A 19216-nucleotide genomic window follows, 5' to 3' on the forward strand; every position below is an offset into this window, starting at 1 on the left:
CGTCCCCGGCTCCTCACTTACGGAGAAGAAGAGCAAATGACCGAGAGCACGACCATCCGCTGGGAACAGGACGAGACCGGCGTCGTCACCCTCGTACTCGACGATCCCGACCAGTCCGCCAACACGATGAACCAGGCCTTCAAGGACTCCATCGCGGCCGTCGCCGACCGCGCCGAGGCCGAGAAGGACTCCATCCGCGGCATCATCTACACCTCCGCCAAGAAGACCTTCTTCGCGGGCGGCGACCTCAAGGACATGATCAAGGTCGGTCCCGAGAACGCCCAGCAGGCCTTCGACACCGGCACCGCCATCAAGAACTCGCTGCGCCGCATCGAGACCCTCGGCAAGCCCGTCGTCGCCGCCATCAACGGCGCCGCGCTCGGCGGCGGCTACGAGATCGCGCTCGCCTCGCACCACCGCGTCGCCCTCGACGCACCCGGCTCGCGGATCGGCCTGCCCGAGGTCACCCTCGGCCTGCTGCCCGCCGGCGGCGGCGTCACCCGCACCGTACGCCTCATGGGCATCGCCGACGCGCTGCTGAAGGTCCTCCTCCAGGGCACCCAGTACACCCCGCGGCGGGCCCTGGAGAACGGCCTGGTCCACGAGGTCGCCGCCACCCGGGACGAGATGCTCGACAAGGCCCGCGCCTTCATCGACGCCAACCCCGAATCCCAGCAGCCCTGGGACGTCAAGGGGTACCGGATCCCCGGCGGCACCCCGTCCGACCCGAAGTTCGCCGCCAACCTGCCGGCGTTCCCGTCCAACCTGAAGAAGCAGCTCGCGGGCGCCCCGATGCCCGCGCCCCGCAACATCCTCGCCGCCGCCGTCGAGGGCTCCCAGGTCGACTTCGAGACCGCGCTGACCATCGAGGCCCGCTACTTCACCGAGCTGGTCACCGGCCAGGTCGCGAAGAACATGATCCAGGCGTTCTTCTTCGACCTCCAGGCCGTCAACTCCGGTGCTAGCCGCCCCAAGGGCATCGAGGAACGCAAGGTCGACAAGGTCGCCGTGCTCGGCGCCGGGATGATGGGCGCGGGCATCGCGTACTCCTGTGCGCGGGCCGGCATCGAGGTCGTGCTCAAGGACGTCTCCACCGAGGCCGCGGCCAAGGGCAAGGCGTACAGCGAGAAGCTCCTGGACAAGGCGCTCTCGCGGGGCCGCACCACCGAGGCCGAGCGCGACGAACTGCTGGCCCGGATCACCCCGACCGGCGACCCGGCCGACCTGGCGGGCTGCGACGCCGTCATCGAGGCCGTCTTCGAGGACACCGCGCTCAAGCACAAGGTGTTCCAGGAGATCCAGGGCATCATCGAGCCGGACGCGCTGCTCTGCTCCAACACCTCGACCCTGCCGATCACCGTCCTCGCCGAAGGCGTGGAGCGCCCGGCCGACTTCATCGGGCTGCACTTCTTCTCGCCCGTGGACAAGATGCCGCTGGTCGAGATCATCAAGGGCGAGCGGACCGGCGACGAGGCCCTGGCCCGCGCCTTCGATCTGGTCCGCAGGATCAAGAAGACCCCGATCGTCGTCAACGACTCGCGCGGCTTCTTCACCTCGCGCGTCATCGGACAGTTCATCAACGAGGGCGTCGCCATGGTCGGCGAGGGCGTCGAGCCCGCGTCCGTCGAGCAGGCCGCGGCGCAGTCGGGGTATCCGGCCAAGGTGCTCTCCCTGATGGACGAGCTGACGCTCACCCTGCCCCGCAAGATCCGCAACGAGACCCGGCGGGCCGTCGAGGAGACCGGCGGCACCTGGGCCGGACACCCCGCGGACGCGGTCATCGACCGGATGGTCGACGAGTTCGGCCGACCGGGCCGCAGCGGCGGCGCCGGCTTCTACGAGTACGACGAGGCCGGCAAGCGCACCCGCCTCTGGCCCGGCCTGCGGGAGCACTTCACCAAGCCGGACACCGACATCCCCTTCATCGACATGAAGGAGCGGATGCTGTTCTCCGAGGCTCTGGACAGCGTCCGATGCCTGGAGGAGAACGTCCTGATCACCGTCGCCGACGCCAACATCGGCTCCATCATGGGCATCGGCTTCCCGCCGTGGACCGGCGGCGTGCTCCAGTACATCAACGGGTACGAGGGCGGCCTGCCCGGCTTCGTCGCCCGCGCCCGGGAGCTCGCGGAGCGGTACGGCGACCGTTTCCTGCCGCCCGCGCTGCTCGTGGAGAAGGCCGAGAAGGGCGAGACCTTCCACGACTGAGCCCCACGGCCGACGCCCACCCCGCGGGCCGCGTTCACTCCGTCGTGAACGCGGCCCGCAGCTCTTCCTTCAGCGACCGCTGGAAGGCGGTCACCAGCGCCTGGATCACCATCGGCTGCATGTGCGCCGAGAGCGACTTCATCGCCGCCACGTGCTCGGGGTCCGACTCCCGTTCCCGGTACGGACCCCACACCTCGTCCCGGAACAGCCGGGTCAATTCCTGTGCGGCGGACCGGGAGTGCTCCAGCAGAACCGTGCGGGCGGCCAGGATCGTCTCGTGCGCGATCGGCACGCCGAGCAGCTCGACCCCGAGCCGCAGCAGCCCCGGGTCCACCCGGTAGCAGCCGTCGACCGGTTCCGCGCACTCCAGCACCCCCATCGCGGCCAGCCGCGCGATGTCCTGCCCGGTCAGTGCCCGGCCGGCCCGCCGTTCCAGCTCCGCCCGCGTCGCGTCCTCCGCCGAGTCCGGTGCCCAGGACGCCACCAGGGCCCGGTGGATCGCCAGGTCGTGCGCGCTCAGGTCCGGCGGCAGCTGCTCCAGATAGCGTTCGATCGCCGCCAGCGTCATGCCCTGGTGCTGGAGCTCCTCGATGAGCGCCAGCCGGGACAGGTGCTCGTGGCCGTAGTGCCCCACCCGGCGCGGTCCGATGACCGGGGGCGGCAGCAGTCCGCGGGTGCTGTAGAAACGCACCGTACGCACGGTCACTCCTGCGCGTGCCGCCAGCTCGTCGACGGTGAGCGTAGGTTCCTCGGCCCCGGTCGCCATGTCTGCTCCTCGTGTCCGGCCCTGAGGGCGATCCGCCGCGCGCGATCCACCCCGGTGCAACAGTATTGCTGTCTCACCATTGATGTGAAAGTGCCGGACTGTCAGAGGCGCCGCCTAGCCTGATGCCATGTCCGAGATCATGTACGTACAGGGGGACGCGACGGCGCCCCACGGCAAGGGTGTCAAGCTGATCGTCCACGTCTGCAACGACCGGGGCGGCTGGGGCAAGGGATTCGTCCTGGCGCTCTCGCGCCGCTGGCCCGAACCCGAAGCGGCCTACCGCCGGTGGCACCGGGAGCGCGCGGACAACGGCTTCGCCCTCGGCGCGGTGCAGTTCGTGCAGGTGAGCCCGTACATCTGGGTGGCGAACATGGTGGGCCAGCGGGGGATGCGCACGGGCAGCAACGGGGTCCCGGTGCGTTACGAGGCGATCGACACGGGGCTGGACGCGGTGGCCGGACGGGCCCGCGAGCTGGGGGCCTCGGTCCACATGCCGCGGATCGGCTGCGGGCTCGCGGGCGGGAAGTGGTCCCGGATCGAGCCCTTGATCGAGAAGCAGCTGACCGGCCGTGGCATACCGGTGACGGTGTACGACTTCGGCTAGGTCTTTCGTTCGGAGCGGGCCGGGTCCCGCGAGCCCGGCACGATCCGGACGAGAGGCCCCGGCGGTCTGTCCGGGCGCCCGGGGGCCTCGCCTGCGGAAATCCGCCGGATAACCTGACCCCGGCCGACGGGCGGCAGGAAGAGGGGTGGGTCCGGTGGAGGGTGCCGAGGCGGGGCGCGAAGAGCCCGGACGTCCCGATGCCGTCGCGCCGGGCGACCCGGTGGACGGGTCCCTGCTGACCCTGCTCGGCCTCGGGGCGGACGAGGACGCGGTCTACCGCCTGCTGGTGGACCGTCCCGACAGCGAACCGGACGCGCTCATGGGCCCGTTGGACGGCTCGGCGGTGACGCGTGTCCTCGGCTCGCTCGTCGATCGCGGGCTCGCCAGTGCCGCGCGGCCGGAGGCCGACGGCACCGTCCGCTACCGGGCCGCCTCGCCCGTCCTCGCGCTGGGGCCGCTCCTGGAAGCCCGCCGGTCCGCGCTGCACCGGGTCGAGTCACTGGTGGGGGACCTCACCGAACGCCACCGCGCCGCGCAGTCGCACGCCTCGGGCGCGCCGGTGGAGGTGCTGTCCGGTCCGGCGGCGATCCGGCGGCGCCTGCTGACCATGCAGCGCCAGGCCAGGAGCGAGGTCTGCACCCTGGTGCCGGCCAGGCATGTGCCCGCGGTGCTCAGCTTCGCGGACAACCACGAAGAGGTCGACTCCGAGATGATGCGGCGCGGGGTGACCGTGCGCAGTGTCGTCGAACGCGAATGGCTGGAGCATCCGGCGACCGCGGCCGTGCTGGCCTCCTGCGTCGCCCAGGGCCAGCACATATCCGTCACGGACCGGCTGCCGATCAAGCTCGCCATCGTAGACCGCCGCGTCGCCCTGCTGCCCCTGCACCCCGAGCGCGAGGCGGAGCCGGTGGCGCTCGTCGTGCACCGGACGGGGCTGCTCACCGCTCTGGTCTCGCTCTTCGAGGAGCACTTCGACAAGGGCTGGCGGCTGAGTGTCTCCGGTACGGAGGAGGAACACGAGACCCCGGTCGCGGCGATCGACCGGCAGATCGTGTCCCTCCTCCACGTCGGCCTGACCGACGCGGCCATAGCCCGCCAGCTGGGCATGGGCCATCGCACCGTCCAGCGGCGGCTGCACGCGCTGATGGACGAAGTGGGTGCGGCGACCCGCTTCCAGCTCGGCTGGTACGCCGCACGCGCCGGATGGCTGCCCGATATTTCGGACAACTCGCCTGTCGCCGAGAACTCCTGAGGCGCAATTACGCCACGGCACTTTCGCGCCAGCTCCATCCCTTGTTCACGCAACCTCCCATGGCGAACGATCAGCACGTCAACGCCCGGGGCCCCGACGGCCCGGGCGCAGGTGTGCGATGGGGAGGTCCCGTGAGACGAACGAGCGTGCTGCGGATGCTGGCGACCGGCGTGGTCGCCGCCGCGACCGGCGCGACGCTGCTGGCCGCGCCGGCCTGGGCGGACGACACCGCCGCGGCGCAGACGACGGACCCGGTGGGTGTCGCCCCGGCGATGACGCAGGGCCTGGACAAGACCGCCCGCGAGGGCACCCCGGCCGAGGCCGCCCGGGCCCACATCAAGGCCCACGAGGACACGTACAGGGTTCCGGTCTCCGACCTGAAGACGGTGAGGACCACCAAGGACGGCAAGCAGTCCTCGGTGCGCTTCCAGCAGAAGCACGACGGCGTCCCGGTCTTCGGCGCCGAGTACGCGGTGCAGACCCAGGCGGCGGACGGCGGCCAGCAGGTCACCTCCGCGACCGGCACGCTCTACACGGACCTCACGGTCTCCACCACGCCGAAGCTGAGCGAAGCCACCGCGAAGCAGCGGATGTTCACGCTCGACCGCGGCCTGTCCGGCGTGCTGGGCGCGAAGACCGAGGCGCACGGCCTGTCCGTGCTGCCCGACGCCCAGGGCGGCAGGCTGGCCTGGCACTTCACGGTCACCGGCGGCAGGGCGAACGGCAGCCCGGTGCGCCAGGAGGTCTACGTCGACGCGCGGGTGGGGGGCATCGCGCTCTCGTACAACAACATCGACGCGGCCGACGCGTCGCCCGCGCAGGGGACGGGCGTACGCGTCGACGGCACCGAGGCGAAGCTGGACGTCAACAAGGAGCCGGACGGCGCGTACACGCTCGTCGACTCCACGCGCGCCATGTACCCGCAGACCGGCGGCCAGATCCGTACGTACGACGCGAACCGCAAGGAGTACACGGCTGTCGCGGGCGGCCCGGTCACCGACGACATCCGGCTGGGCACATCGGCGAGCGACCGTTTCGACGGCGCCAACACCTCGTCGGGCGCGGTCGACGCGCACCTGAACGCGGCGAAGGTGTACGAGTACTACAAGAACCAGATCGGCCGCGACGGTGTCGACGGCAAGGGCGGCACGATCTACTCCGTCGTCAACGTCGCCGCGAACGGCAAGGACTACGCCAACGCCTTCTGGGACGGCTCCAAGATGGTCTACGGCCACATGGACGGCGTACCGCTGTCCGTCGGCCTGGACGTCGTCGGCCACGAGATGACGCACGGCGTCACCGAGCACTCCGCCGGGCTCGTCTACCTCAACCAGTCGGGCGCGCTCAACGAGGCGATATCCGACTACTTCGGCAACGCCATGGAGACCGCCGACAAGGGCGTCGCGATGAGCGACCCGACGTCCGGCCTCGTCGGGGAGTACCTCTGCAACGGCACCAAGCCGCTGGAGGAGTGCGCCCTGCGCGACCTGAACGACGGGCGCAACGCGCAGAAGGACTACGAGCCCATCACGCTCGACATCGACAACGGCGGAGTGCACTACAACTCCACCATCGTCGGCGGCGCGCTGTGGGACATGCGCAAGAACCTCGACAGCAAGCTCGCCGACAAGATCGTCTACCGGTCCGCGCAGAACTACCTCACCCCACTGTCCGGCTTCACCGACATGCGCAACGCGGTCGTCCTCGCGGCCAAGTCCCTGGACGTCTCGAAGGCCGATCTGGCCGTCATCACCAAGGCCTTCGACGACCACGGCATCGAGACCGGCTGGGAGAAGAAGGGCGGTACGCACGACGGCACGACCATCGGCGCCGACGTCCTGCCCGCCTACGAGGTCTACAGCGGGGTCGACGAGCAGGCCGCGCAGATCAACGGCGACGTCTACGCCATCAGCCACGGCGACGCCATCGCCTGGGACCAGGGCAGCGCCGCCTTCGGTATCACCGTGGGCCGCTTCAGCAAGAAGCCGAAGCACGAACTGGCCCAGAAGGACGCCTATCTGCTCGACCCCTCCCTGGACGACGACCGCATCGTCTTCACCCGGATCACCGCCGACGGCATCGGCATCTACCGGGCCGGTGACAAGGGCCAGGGCGCGATCAAGAAGCTGGTCGACCGCCCGGACGCGGACGAGACCGAGCCGGTGACCGAGAACGGCGCGCTCGCCTACATCAGCACCACCGCGGACGGTGAGCAGGACGTCATGCTCCGCAAGGCCGACGGCACCACGGTCAACGTGACCCCGGAGGCCGGTACCAAGGCCAGTCACCTCGCCATGAAGAACGGCCGGATCGCCTGGGCCGGCGGCGACGGCACATACGTCTACGTCCACGACATCGCGAAGGGCACCACACAGACCAAGCGGATCGCCGGCTTCCTCTTCAACTACGTCTCGGACATCCAGCTGACCTCGGACCATGTCTTCTGGCGCGAGACGGGCGGCTTCCTGATCCCGTCCTCGAAGTTCGTGTCCGCCCCGCTCGACGACCTGTCCGGGGCCGCGACGCTGCGCTACCCGTCGAGCACCTACCTCGCCCAGTTCTCGGTCAACGACGAGTACTTCGCCTACTCCACGTACGACTTCTGGGGCGCGCTCGGCTCCTGGAGCGGGCCGACGAAGGTGAAGGTCTCCAAGACCGCCGATGTGCTGGCGGGCCTCGACAGCTTCACCCGCGTCTCCTGCTCCTCCGGCTCCCAGCTGGCCCCGTCCCTCGGTGACGGCCAGCGCGTCGCCTGGCTGGACACGACCGCGGCGGCCACCGATGTGGTGACCCGCAAGACGTTCGCAGGGACCTGCGAGTAGTACCCCACCGCATCGAAGGCAGGGGCGCCCACCGCAGTCAGGTGGGCGCCCCTGCCCATGTCGAAGCGGAGACGCGGATGCGGAGAAACAGAGAGCGGATGCGGAGATACAGAGATACGGGGTGAGTCACTCCGTATCGACTCCTATGGTGGGGTGGACGCGGCGGAACGGGAGAGGGTCCATGACGGCACGGAGCACCGACGAGACACGGCTGGCCCTGGCGCTCCGCGCGACGCCGCCCTCCGACGCGCTCAGCGAGCAGATCCTGGACGCCGCGCGCGAGCAGTTCATGACCTTCGGGCTGCGCCGCTCCACCGTCGACGACGTCGCCAAACGCGCCAGGGTCTCGCGAGTGACCGTGTACCGCCGGATCGGCAACAAGGACAGCCTCGTCTCCGCGTGTCTGCTGCGCGAGTACCGTCGCTTCGTCGTGGAGGTCGACGAGGCCGTGGCCGCGCTGCCCACGACGGAGGACCGGCTGGTCGAGGGCTTCGCCGCGGTGCTCCGGCACATCCGCGAGCATCCGCTCGTCGGAGGTCTGCTGAGGCTGGAGCCCGAGACGATGCTGCCGTTCCTGACCCTGGAGAGCGGACCGGCCTTCCTCGCCATCCGCGACTACCTGGCCGACCGGCTCCGTGACGCCCGGCGCGCGGAGGGCCGGCCGGCGAGCGACCCGACTCCGGTCGCCGAACTGATGGTGCGGATCACCGTCTCCTTCCTCCTCAACCCCGTCAGCTGTTTCGAGCTGGACGACGACACCCAGGTGCGGGAGTTCGCCCGCCGCTATCTGGTGCCGCTGCTCGCTGCCGGGTAGCTCCACCGGCGTGGCCGTCCCTCTCGTCGGGCAGGGGTTCCACGGGGCGGCTGCGGGCCCAGTTCGGTCCGAGGTCGTCGAGCCGCCAGCCGAAGGGGTACGAACGGGGCCGCGGGCGCGCGGGAAATCTGCGTGGCCGGGCCGGCAGCCTGCGGACACACTGTGCCCGCAGGCGCAGGGCCGCCGACGCCGAGGCCCGCACCCACCGCGGCTGCGGCCTGAAGCCCAGCGCCGCCAGCAGCGGCTCGTCCAGCAGTCCGAGGGCGAATCTCGCCACCAGAGGCCGTAACGGGCGCGGATACCAGCTCGCGATCACGCGGAACGTGGCGTTCGCGACCCGCCGGTTCGCCGGGTCGTACGCGAACATCCGCTCCTCGTAGGAGTCGAGAAACCGCTCGAACCCCTCATAGGTGTCGGGCGCCCCCTCGATGCCCATCATCGCCGCCGTCTTGCGGCCGGCCTCCACCAGCGCCTGGACCTCCTGGGCGCACAGGGGACGCCAGCCGAACCGGTCGATCCAGCGCTTCGGCCCCACGACCGTGGTCGCGAGGACATAGCGGAAGTCGTCGTCCGGGATCCTGTACTTGCCGTGGATCCGGTTGAGATGACGCGCGGCCGCCCGCCCGCGCTCCGAGTCGAAGCCGTCGGCGGCCATCTCGTACCCGATCAGCACCGTGTCGTCGTACCGCTTCTGCCCGGCCCGTTCGAACTCCTGGGTCCGGTCGAGGAGCACGGAGATCCGGGGCACGCCGTAGTCCCGGAGGAAAGCGACACTCACCCCCTGCCGGTAGTCCCAGGGGAACTCGTACTGAGAGATCAGCCGAAGGATCTCGGCGTAGTCGCGCGCCGGATCCATCCGGCGTATCTCGTGCAGGCGGCTGTATCGGCCCATGGTGCGCCCTCCTGTCCGGGTGCCGACTCCCTGCGGGGCCGCTCCTGCGGGTTGTCGCTGCGCGACGGACCAACTCGCCTTCCATTCAAGGAATATGAAGGACCGCCCGGCCCGGGAGTCAAAGTTACAAATACTATCGACTTGTTTCACGAGTTCCGTCAACACCGCGGACGACCGGGCATGCGTCGGGGTGCCGCGGGGGGCCGGTGCGCATGACTTCCCAAGCGCTCGCATACTGGATCACACAGGGGGCCGGGCGCCGGGCCGTGCGCCCGCCGACCGTCGGGAGCAGCCATGAACAGCGGACCGGCCAGGGGCGCCGACCCCGTACCGCCGCCGCCCGGCGGTGTGCTCTGGAGCCTTTCGGGCGACATCCGGGCCCTGCTGATGCTGCCTGCCGCGCTCACCCTCCAGGTCGCCCACCCGGCGGTCGGTGCCGGCGTCGACGAGCACTCCGTCTTCCGCACGGACCCCTGGGGACGCGGCGAGAGATCCCTGCGCTCGCTCCAGCTCTGGGTGTACGGGGGCGAGGAGGCGGCCGAGGAGGGGCGCCGGCTGCGCCGCCTGCACCGCACCATCCAGGGCACCGACACCCGGGGACGCCGCTACCACGCGCTGTCGCCCGCGAACTACGCGTGGGTGCACGCCACCGGCTTCCCGGTCTACCAGCACGCCGCGCGCTATCTCGTGCGCCCGCTCACCGCTGCGCAGGAGCGGGCGCTGTACCGGGAGTGGCTCCAGGTCGGCCGGATCCTCGGCATCCACGACCGGGACATGCCGCAGACGATCGAGGAGTTCTGGCCGTACTTCCGCAAGGTGCTCGCCGAGGAGATCGAGGCGACCGCGGTCGTCGAGGACCTGATCGCCACCGATCGTCCCGTGCCTCCGCCGGACCGCGGGCCGCTGCCGCTCCGGCTGCTGCTGAGGGTGTTGTGGCCGGTGCTGTTCCCGCCCCTGGCCCGGTTCCGGCGGTTCGTCACCGTCGGGCTGATGCCGCCGGAGGCACGCGAGGCGATCGGGCTGGAGTGGACGGACGAGCAGGAGCGCGCACTGCGGCGGTTCTGCGGGGTGGTGCGGCGTGTGGTGCCGGTGCTCCCCGAGCGGCTGCGCTATCTGCCGTACGCGCGCAGGGCGCGGGCGGCCCACCGGCAGGGCCTCCGGAGCGGGGGAGGGCTCAGGCGGAAGCCCGGCGGACCAGCTCGGTCGGCGTGATCACCGGTTCCTGCTCGTCGCCCCCGGCCTCGCCGTTGAGGCGGTTCATCAGCATCCTTACCATCAACCGGCCCATTCCTTCCACGTCCTGACGGACCGTCGTCAGAGCGGGCTCGGTGGCCTCGGCTATCGACACCATGTCGTCGAAGCCGACCAGGGCCACCTCGTCCGGCACCCCGCGCCCGCGCTCGCGCAGCACCCGCAGGGCGCCCGACGCCATCAGGTCGTTGGCGGCGAAGACCGCGTCGAGACCGGGGTGGCGGTCGAGCAGCTCCGCCATTGCCCGCGCGCCGCCCTCGACGGTGAAGTCCCCGTCCGCCAGCAGGGCCGGATCGGCGTCGGGCAGCACATCGCGGTAGCCGTCGATGCGGTCGAGGGCCGAGGTCTGGTCGCGCGGCCCGGCGATGTGCGCGATCCGCCGCCGGCCCAGGGCGACGAGATGGCGTACGGCCTCGGCCGCGCCGCCCCGGTTGTCGCAGTCGACGTACGGGACGGCCGGTTCCGACGCGGCGCCGGGCCGGCCCGGACGGCCGCCGTAGACCGTGGGTACCCGGAACCTGCGGATGATCGCGGGGAGTTCGTCGTCGGTGTGCAGCGAGAAGGCCAGCACCCCGTCCACATGGCCGCCGGCCAGATAGCGGGCGACCCGGTCGAAGTCTCCCCTTCCCTCCACCAGGAGCAGGACCAACTGGGAGTCGTGAAGGGTCAGTTCCCGGCTGATGCCACGGATCTGCTGGGAGAAGAACGGGTCGGAGAAGATCCGGAACTCCGGCTCGTCGATGATCACGGCGACCGCGCCGTTGCGCCGGGTGACCAGGGTCCGGGCGGCATGGTTCGGCACGTATCCGAGCTCCTCGACCGCCTTGCGCACCTGGTCCACGAGCGGCTTGCGCACCCCCGCCCCGCCGTTCACCACCCGGGAGACGGTCGCCCGGGAGACCCCGGCACGGGCCGCCACGGCCTCCAGCGTGGGGCGGGCGTCACGAACGGAATCGTGGGACGGACCGGGCAAGGGACGCTCCTCGTACACGCGGGATCGGGCCGGAGACGGCCGGGCCGGCCGGACAGCACCGACGCCATCAGCCTAACCGGCGCCGCCGGCCCGCCGCCGGGAACCACCGCCCCCACCAGGGGAAAGGGGCAGCGGTGCCCGGGCCCGTCAGCGGTGGTCGTGCACGGAGTCCGTCGCGGCGATCTTCTTCCAGGAGGCGGGCCGCGCGGGCTGCCCGGTGGCGTGCAGGGCGTGTGTCCCGGCTGCCGCAGGGGCCTCGGGCCGCGTCGGCTGGAACAGCCAGGTGTCGAAGAAGGCGGCGAGCGGCTTGCCCGAGACCCGCTCCGCATAGGCGACGAAGTCGCTCACGCCGGCGTTCCCGTACGCGTGCTCCGCGGGCCAGCCCTTCAGCAGCGCGAAGAACGTCTCGTCGCCCAGCTCGTCGCGCAGCGCCTGGAGCGCCAGCGCGCCCCGGTCGTAGACGGCCGCGTCGAACTGGTCGTCGGGGCCCGGGTCTCCGGGCTTCACCGTCCAGAAGGCGTCGTCCGCGGGGTGCAGCGCGTAGGTGTAGTCCGCCAGCTCCTGCGCGGTTCCCTCGCCCTCCTTCTCCGACCACAGCCACTGGCTGTAGCGGGCGAAGCCCTCGTTGATCCAGATGTCCTTCCAGCCCTTGAGGGACACACTGTCGCCGTACCACTGGTGCGCCAGCTCATGGACGACGACCGAGACGTTCGCACCGTTCGCGAACTGCTTCGGGCTGTAGAACGGCCGGGTCTGGGTCTCCAGCGCGAAGCCGCTCGTCACATTGGGGGAGTATCCGCCCAGCGCGTCGAAGGGGTATGGCCCGAAGACCTCCGTCAGCCACTCGGCGACCTCGGCGCTCCGCTCGATGCTGGCCCGCGCCGCTCCGGCGTTGGCGCCGAGGTCCTTGCTGTACGCGTTGACGACCGGTAGCCCGTCCGACGTGGTGTCGGTGGTGATGTCGAACCTCCCGACCGCCAGCGTCGTCAGATACGTCGCCTGCGGCTTGCTGGAGCGCCAGTTGAAGCGGGTCCAGCCGAGCTTCGAACTCTGCGACTGCAGCGTGCCGTTGCTGATCGCCTGGGTGCCGTCCGGGACGGACACGGAGATGTCGTACGTCGCCTTGTCCAGCGGGTGGTCGTTGCTGGGGAACCACCACGCGGCCGACTCCGGCTCCTGGGCGGCCACCGCGCCGTCGGGGGTGCGGACCCATGAGGTCCAGCCGTTGATCTTCACCTCGGAGGGCTTCCCGGCGTACCGCACGACCACCGAGATCGCCCTGCCCTTCGCCAGCGGGGCCGCCGGGGTGATCTCCAGCTCCTGCTCGCCGTTCTTCACATGGCCGGCCTTCTTGCCGTTCACCCGCACCTCGGAGACGTCCAGCCCGAAGTCCAGGTCGAAGCGGGAGAGTTCCTGGGTGGTCGTGGCGAGGATCGTCGCCGTGCCCTCCAGCAGATCGGTCGAGGGCTGGTACTTCAGCCGCAGGTCGTAGTGGGACACGTCGTAGCCGCCGTTGCCGCTGGCCGGGTAGTAGGGGTCGCCGATGCCCGGGGCGCCCACGGTGCCTTCGGCGGCCGAGGCCGGGATCGCCAGCAGCAGGGAGGCCGCGAGTGCGCTCGGGACGATGAGTCTGCGGTGCACGGAATGCTCCAAGTGGTCGGGGCGAATGATCTTTCGAACCGTCACGTCGACACTATTCAGCGACCACGGCATCAGTCGTGTCCATGGCCGCAGCTGTCACACGATCGCCATTCGGCCGCCACCGCGGCAGTACGATTTCGCGCCATGATCACGCCGTATGCGCCACTGATCGCCCTCTGTCGCCGCGGAGTTGACCGGGGTACCTTCCGCCCATGCCGAATCGTGCGCGAGGCCCCCGTCCGAGGTACAGATCGCTGGTGGTGGCGGCCGTCGCCGCCCTGACGGCCGTCCTGCTGTCACCGGCAGGCGCACAGGGCGCGAGCCCCGGGAAGGAGCGGCCGGCACAGAGCAGACCCGTCTACTCGTACGAGAACGCCGTCCGCGAATCGGTCTGGGTCGACACCGGACTGGACGGCGACGAGGACGGGCGGAGCGACCGCGTCGCCGTCGACATCGTCAGGCCGCGCGAACCCGCGGGGCAGGGCCGGAAGATCCCCGTGATCATGGACGCCAGCCCGTACTATTCCTGCTGCGGGCGTGGCAACGAGAGCCAGCTCAAGACGTATGACGCCGATGGCCGGCCCGTCCAGTTCCCGCTCCACTACGACAACTACTTCGTGCCGCGCGGCTACGCCTTCGTCGCCGTCGATCTGGCCGGTACCAATCGCTCAGACGGCTGCGTCGATGTCGGAGGCCGCTCGGACGTGCAGTCCGCCAAGGCCGTGATCGACTGGCTGAACGGACGCGCCCGCGGCTACACCACCCGCACCGGCAACGCCCGCGCCAGGGCCGGCTGGTCCAACGGCCGCACCGGAATGATCGGCAAGAGCTACGACGGCACGATCGCCAACGGTGTCGCCGCGACCGGTGTGGACGGGCTGCGGACCATCGTGCCCATCGGCGCCATCTCCTCCTGGTACGACTACTACTTCGCCCAGGGAGCGCCGCTCTACGACAGCGGCCCCGAATGGCTCTCCGACTACGTGGAGAGCCCGGAGGCGCGCGGACGCTGCGCCGCCGTCCAGCAGCGGCTCGTCGACGGGGCGCCGCGCACCGGCGACTGGACGAAGCTCTGGAGCGGACGCGACTACGTGAAGGACGCCCGCAAGGTGCGCGCCAGCGTCTTCGCCGTCCACGGCATGCAGGACCTCAACGTCCGCACCAAGCACCTCGGCCAGTGGTGGGACGCGCTCGCCGACCGGGGCGTGGAGCGCAAGATCTGGCTCTCCCAGACCGGCCACGTCGACCCGTTCGACTACCGGCGCGCCGAATGGGTCGACACGCTGCACCGCTGGTTCGACCACTACCTCCTCGGCTACGACAACGGCATCGACCGCGAACCGATGGCCGACATCGAACGCCACCCCGACCAGTGGTCCACCGACCGGGTCTGGCCGCCCCGCACCACCCACGCCACCACCGTGCGCCCCGGTGCCGGGAGCGCGCCGGGCGTCGGCACCCTGTCCCTGCGGACGGCCCGCCCCGGTGCCACCGAGACGTTCACCGACGACCCGGCCCAGAGCGAGACGGAGTGGGCCGCCGACCTGGACCGGACCACGAGCGCCAAGGCTGGGTTCCGCACCGCGCCGCTCACCGCCGACCTCAGGCTCTCCGGATCCTCCGCGGTGACCGTCACCGCCACCCCGACCACCTCGACCGCCCACCTCTCCGCGGTCCTCGTGGACATCGGCCCCGACACCATCCGCGACTACGGCTCGTCCGGGGAGGGCATCACCACCCTCACCACCCGCAGCTGCTGGGGCGCGAGCACCACGGGGGACAGCTCCTGCTTCAAGGAGACCAGGGCCCGGACCACCACCGTCGACCGGACCGTGGTCAGCCGCGGCTGGGCCGACCTCGGTACGTACGCCTCCCCCGGGAAGGGCCGCCCGCTCGTCCCCGGCCGGGCCGTCACCCTCACCATCGACCTGGCGGCCACCGACCATGTCGTCCCGGCCGGACACCGCCTGGCCCTCATCGTCGCCGGCACCGACCGCGACCTCATCGACCCGCCGGACTCCACCCCCACGCTCACTCTCGACCTGGCCCGGACCTCCGCGAAGCTGCCGTTCGTCGGTGGCGCCGGCGCCTTCGTCCGGGCCACCACGGGTTCCGCGTCCGCGACCGCCGTGTCCCGGGCGGACGCCGTCCGGGGCGTGACGCCGCCGCGGCCCGCCGCCCGTGTACCGGGTGGCGTCCGACCGTAACGGCTCGCCCGACCGCGAAGGGCCCTTCCTGAGAGGGGCCCTTCGCACCGCTTGTTGATCCCCGGAGGGGAGCGCTGCGTGTGGTACTGCCTACGGAGAGCGAAATGTCTGCTTCCGTGAAAGGTGCCCTTCGTGTCGCAGGACGAACAGAGAACGGGTGGCCGGGGCGAGCTGCCGGTGACGGCGGACCTCCCCGGCGACCCGGACCGGAACCGGCACCCCACGACGGACCGGGTGGTGTTCGGCGTCACCGCCGTCCTCACCCTGGCCTTCGTGGTCTGGGGAGCCACCGCCACCGACTCGCTGCAGGACATCTCCAGCTCCATGCTCAACGGGCTGATCCACAACGGCGGTTGGGCCTTCATGCTCGCCGCCTCCGGCTTCGTCGTCTTCGCTCTCTGGCTCGCCGTCAGCCGCTACGGCAAGATCTCCCTCGGCCAGGAGGGGGAGGAGCCGGAGTTCAGGACCGTGTCCTGGGTCGCCATGATGTTCAGCGCCGGCATGGGCATCGGCCTGATGTTCTACGGGGTCAGCGAGCCGCTGGCCCACTTCACCAACCCGCCGCCCGGCACCCACCCGGCCGACGCCGCCGAGGCGATGCAGACGGCGATGGCCACCACCCTGTTCCACTGGACGCTGCACCCCTGGGCGATCTACGCCGTCGTCGGCCTGGCCATCGCGTACAGCACCTTCCGGCGCCGCAGAAGGCAGACGGTCAGCGCCGTCTTCGAGCCGCTCATCGGATCCCGGCGGGCCCACGGTGGTCTCGGGCGGCTGATCGACATCCTCGCCATCTTCGCGACCCTCTTCGGCTCCGCCGCGTCACTGGGACTGGGCGCCCTCCAGATCGGCAGCGGCTTCCACGAACTGCACTGGAAGGAGAAGACCGGCACCGGGCTCCTGGTCCTGATCATCGCCGCACTGACCGTGGCCTTCGTCGCCTCGGCGGTCTCCGGTGTGGAGAAGGGCATCCAGTGGCTCTCCAACACCAACATGGTGCTCGCCCTGGTCCTCGCCCTCTTCGTCTTCGTCGCCGGCCCCACCATCATCGTGCTCGACCTGCTGCCCACCTCGATCGCCGCCTACTTCGGCAACCTCGCCCAGCTCGCCGGCCGCACCGAGGCGACCGGCAAGGGCGAGGTGGCCGAGTGGCTCGGCAACTGGACCGTCTTCTACTGGGCCTGGTGGATCTCCTGGACGCCCTTCGTCGGCATGTTCATCGCCCGGATCAGCCGCGGCCGGACGATCCGGCAGTTCATCGGCGGGGTCATCCTGGTGCCCAGCGCGGTCAGCCTGGTCTGGTTCGCGATCTTCGGCGGTACGGCGATCGATCTGCAGGAGGCCGGCAGGCTCGGCAAGGCCGTCACCCAGGAGGCGCAGCTCTTCGGAGTGCTCCAGCAGTTCCCGATTCCCACGGTGATGAGCCTGCTGGTGATGATCCTGGTCGGCATCTTCTTCGTCTCGGGTGCCGACGCCGCCTCCATCGTGATGGGCACGCTCTCCCAGAAGGGCGTCCTCGAACCGGCCAGGTGGGTCGTCGTCTTCTGGGGCGTGGTCACCGGCGCCGTGGCCGCGATCATGCTGCTCATCGGCAACGGCAAGGGCGACGCGCTCGCCGGACTCCAGAACCTGACGATCCTGGTCGCCGCGCCGTTCACCCTCGTCATGATCGGCATGTGCGTGGCACTGGTGCGGGACCTGCGCCAGGACCCGCTGATCGTACGGCGCGAGTTCGGCGTCGAAGCGGTCGAGTCCGCGGTCATCGAGGGGCACGCGAAGTACGCCGGCGACTTCGAGATCCGGATCGGTCCGGGCGGCAGCGAGGTCACCACCGGACTCCACGGGGGCCACGACCCGCGACCGGGCACCTCCGGCCCGACGGGTCCTCCGGGCGACGGCTGAGGACGCTCCTGCCCGGCCCCGGTACGACAGGGCCTAGGATCGACACCCTGATGACTGCCACTCTCGTCGCCAAGGACCTCGCCGCCGGACACGGCGACCGCACACTCTTCGCCGGACTCGACCTCGTCGTCGCGCCCGGTGACGTGATCGGTCTCGTCGGAGTCAACGGGGCCGGAAAATCGTCCCTGCTCCGGCTCCTCGCCGGACTCGACCGGCCGGAGGAGGGCGAGCTGCGGCTCTCCCCTCCCACCGCCACCGTCGGTCACCTCCCGCAGGAGCCGGAACGGCGCGCGGGGGAGACCGTGCGGGAGTTCCTGGCCCGCCGCACCGGCGTCGCCGACGCCCAGGCCGCGATGGACGCGGCGACGCAGGGCCTCGTCGACGGGGCACCGGGTGCGGACGACGCGTACTCCGAGACGCTGGAGCGCTGGCTGGCCCTCGGCGGCGCGGACCTGGACGAGCGTGCCGAGGAGGTCGCGGCCGAGCTCGGGCTGACCGTCGGCCTCGACCTGCCGATGGCCGCGCTCTCCGGCGGCCAGGCCGCCCGCGCCGGCCTGGCCTCGCTCCTCCTGTCCCGCTACGACGTCTTCCTGCTGGACGAGCCCACCAACGACCTCGACCTGGACGGCCTGGAGCGGCTGGAGCGCTATGTCTCGGGGCTCCGCGCGGGCACGGTGGTCATCAGCCACGACCGCGAATTCCTGATGCGCACGGTCACCAAGGTCCTCGAACTGGACCTGGCCCAGCAGCAGATCAATCTGTACGGCGGCGGATACGCGGCCTATCTGGAGGAGCGCGAGCGCGCCCGCAGGCACGCCCGCGAGGAGTACGAGGAGTACGCGGACAAGCGCGCCGCTCTCGAAGGGCGCGCCCAGATGCAGCGCTCCTGGATGGACAAGGGCGTCAAGAACGCCCGCCGCAAGGCCACCGACTCCGACAAGCTCGGCCGCAAGTTCCGCAGCGAGTCGAGCGAGAAGCAGGCCGCCAAGGCCCGGCAGACCCAGCGCATGATCGAACGGCTCGAAGCCGTCGACGAACCGCGCAAGGAATGGGAACTGCGGATGGAGATCGCCGCCGCACCCCGCTCCGGCTCGGTGGTGGCCACCCTGCGCGAAGCGTGCGCCGTACGCGGCGACTTCGCCTTCGGCCCGGCATCGCTGCAGATCGACTGGGCGGACCGGGTCGCCATCACCGGCGCCAACGGGGCGGGCAAGTCCACCCTCCTCGCCGCGCTCCTGGGCCGCCTCCCGCTCGACTCCGGCCACGCGGTGCTCGGCTCGGGGGTGGTGGTCGGCGAGGTCGACCAGGCCCGCAAGCTCTTCCACGGCTCGGAGTCGCTCCTGGAGGCGTTCTGCGCGGCCGTGCCCGACACCGATCCGGCCGAAGTACGCACGCTGCTCGCCAAGTTCGGCCTGCGCGCCGACCATGTGATGCGGCCCGCCACGACGCTCTCCCCGGGTGAGCGCACCCGGGCGGCGCTCGCCCTGCTCCAGGGCCGGGGCGTCAATCTCCTGGTGCTCGACGAGCCCACGAACCATCTCGACCTGCCCGCGATCGAGCAACTGGAATCGGCCCTGGAGTCGTACCCGGGCACGCTGCTGCTGGTCACGCACGACCGGCGCATGCTGGAGGCCGTGCGGACGACGCGGCGCGTCGAGGTGGCGGAGGGAAGGGTGACGGAGGTCTGAGCCCGGGCCGCTCCGGCCTGGTATGCCAAAAGGTTCGGATCTTGCGTTCCTGCGCCTTGCGTCGGCGGGTCATTTGCGACCAAGCGCCCATACTTCTCGGTGGCATCAAAATTTGGTATGCCAAGTGTTAGTGTCGGTTCGGCCAAGGACCGCCGTCCGGCCGGAACGGCCCTGATACGCATCCGCAGGAGGCCCC

Annotated in this window: 13 protein-coding genes; 9 read left to right on the plus strand and 4 right to left on the minus strand. The window is 70.8% G+C overall.

Annotated features, from left to right (window positions below; all coding sequences use genetic code 11):
* Positions 1–36: 36 nt before the first annotated feature.
* Positions 37–2208, plus strand: coding sequence for a 3-hydroxyacyl-CoA dehydrogenase NAD-binding domain-containing protein (locus ACWCPY_RS17245; RefSeq protein ID WP_451265733.1), 2172 nt, complete (start codon positions 37–39; stop codon positions 2206–2208).
* Between the two features lie 34 nt (positions 2209–2242).
* On the opposite strand, the gene ACWCPY_RS17250 is transcribed toward ACWCPY_RS17245, so the two are convergent.
* Complete coding sequence (locus tag ACWCPY_RS17250; protein ID WP_451265735.1) at positions 2243–2974, minus strand: MerR family transcriptional regulator; 732 nt, start codon at positions 2972–2974, stop codon at positions 2243–2245.
* 127 nt (positions 2975–3101) lie between these two features.
* Between ACWCPY_RS17250 and ACWCPY_RS17255 the strand changes: the two genes are divergently transcribed.
* The 4 genes from ACWCPY_RS17255 to ACWCPY_RS17270 all read left to right on the plus strand — a co-directional run bounded on the left by ACWCPY_RS17255 (position 3102) and on the right by ACWCPY_RS17270 (position 8466).
* Positions 3102–3578 carry a macro domain-containing protein gene (locus ACWCPY_RS17255; protein ID WP_451265737.1) on the plus strand — a complete coding sequence of 159 codons (477 nt, stop codon included), beginning with the start codon at positions 3102–3104 and terminating at the stop codon, positions 3576–3578.
* A gap of 145 nt (positions 3579–3723) precedes the next feature.
* Positions 3724–4830 carry a helix-turn-helix transcriptional regulator gene (locus tag ACWCPY_RS17260; RefSeq protein WP_451265739.1) on the plus strand — a complete coding sequence of 369 codons (1107 nt, stop codon included), beginning with the start codon at positions 3724–3726 and terminating at the stop codon, positions 4828–4830.
* A gap of 131 nt (positions 4831–4961) precedes the next feature.
* Positions 4962–7652 (plus strand): M4 family metallopeptidase, encoded by a 2691-nt coding sequence (locus ACWCPY_RS17265; protein ID WP_451265741.1) that lies wholly within the window; start codon positions 4962–4964, stop codon positions 7650–7652.
* 181 nt (positions 7653–7833) lie between these two features.
* On the plus strand, positions 7834–8466 hold the full coding sequence (locus ACWCPY_RS17270; protein WP_451265743.1) for a TetR/AcrR family transcriptional regulator: 633 nt from the start codon (positions 7834–7836) through the stop codon (positions 8464–8466).
* Here ACWCPY_RS17270 and ACWCPY_RS17275 read toward each other — a convergent pair.
* Complete coding sequence (locus ACWCPY_RS17275; RefSeq protein WP_451265745.1) at positions 8384–9358, minus strand: oxygenase MpaB family protein; 975 nt, start codon at positions 9356–9358, stop codon at positions 8384–8386. The two genes, ACWCPY_RS17270 and ACWCPY_RS17275, sit on opposite strands and share 83 nt — an antisense overlap.
* A 294-nt stretch (positions 9359–9652) precedes the next feature.
* Between ACWCPY_RS17275 and ACWCPY_RS17280 the strand changes: the two genes are divergently transcribed.
* Positions 9653–10570 (plus strand): oxygenase MpaB family protein, encoded by a 918-nt coding sequence (locus ACWCPY_RS17280; RefSeq protein ID WP_451265747.1) that lies wholly within the window; start codon positions 9653–9655, stop codon positions 10568–10570.
* Here the strand turns inward: ACWCPY_RS17280 and ACWCPY_RS17285 are convergent.
* Together ACWCPY_RS17285 and ACWCPY_RS17290 are read right to left on the minus strand one after the other, a co-directional pair.
* A complete protein-coding gene (locus tag ACWCPY_RS17285; protein WP_451265749.1) occupies positions 10533–11582 on the minus strand; it encodes a LacI family DNA-binding transcriptional regulator in 1050 nt (349 codons plus the stop codon). The two genes, ACWCPY_RS17280 and ACWCPY_RS17285, sit on opposite strands and share 38 nt — an antisense overlap.
* A gap of 147 nt (positions 11583–11729) precedes the next feature.
* Positions 11730–13223, minus strand: coding sequence for a M1 family metallopeptidase (locus ACWCPY_RS17290; protein WP_451265751.1), 1494 nt, complete (start codon positions 13221–13223; stop codon positions 11730–11732).
* 212 nt (positions 13224–13435) lie between these two features.
* Between ACWCPY_RS17290 and ACWCPY_RS17295 the strand changes: the two genes are divergently transcribed.
* From ACWCPY_RS17295 to ACWCPY_RS17305, 3 genes are all read left to right on the plus strand, one after another.
* Positions 13436–15430, plus strand: a complete 1995-nt coding sequence (locus tag ACWCPY_RS17295; RefSeq protein WP_451265753.1) for a Xaa-Pro dipeptidyl-peptidase — start codon at positions 13436–13438, stop codon at positions 15428–15430.
* 132 nt (positions 15431–15562) lie between these two features.
* On the plus strand, positions 15563–17332 hold the full coding sequence (locus tag ACWCPY_RS17300; RefSeq protein ID WP_451265755.1) for a BCCT family transporter: 1770 nt from the start codon (positions 15563–15565) through the stop codon (positions 17330–17332).
* Positions 17333–17382: 50 nt separating this feature from the next.
* Positions 17383–19020, plus strand: a complete 1638-nt coding sequence (locus tag ACWCPY_RS17305; protein WP_451265757.1) for an ABC-F family ATP-binding cassette domain-containing protein — start codon at positions 17383–17385, stop codon at positions 19018–19020.
* Positions 19021–19216: the final 196 nt, after the last annotated feature.

The sequence above is a fragment of the Streptomyces sp. NPDC002403 genome, assembly GCF_053593015.1.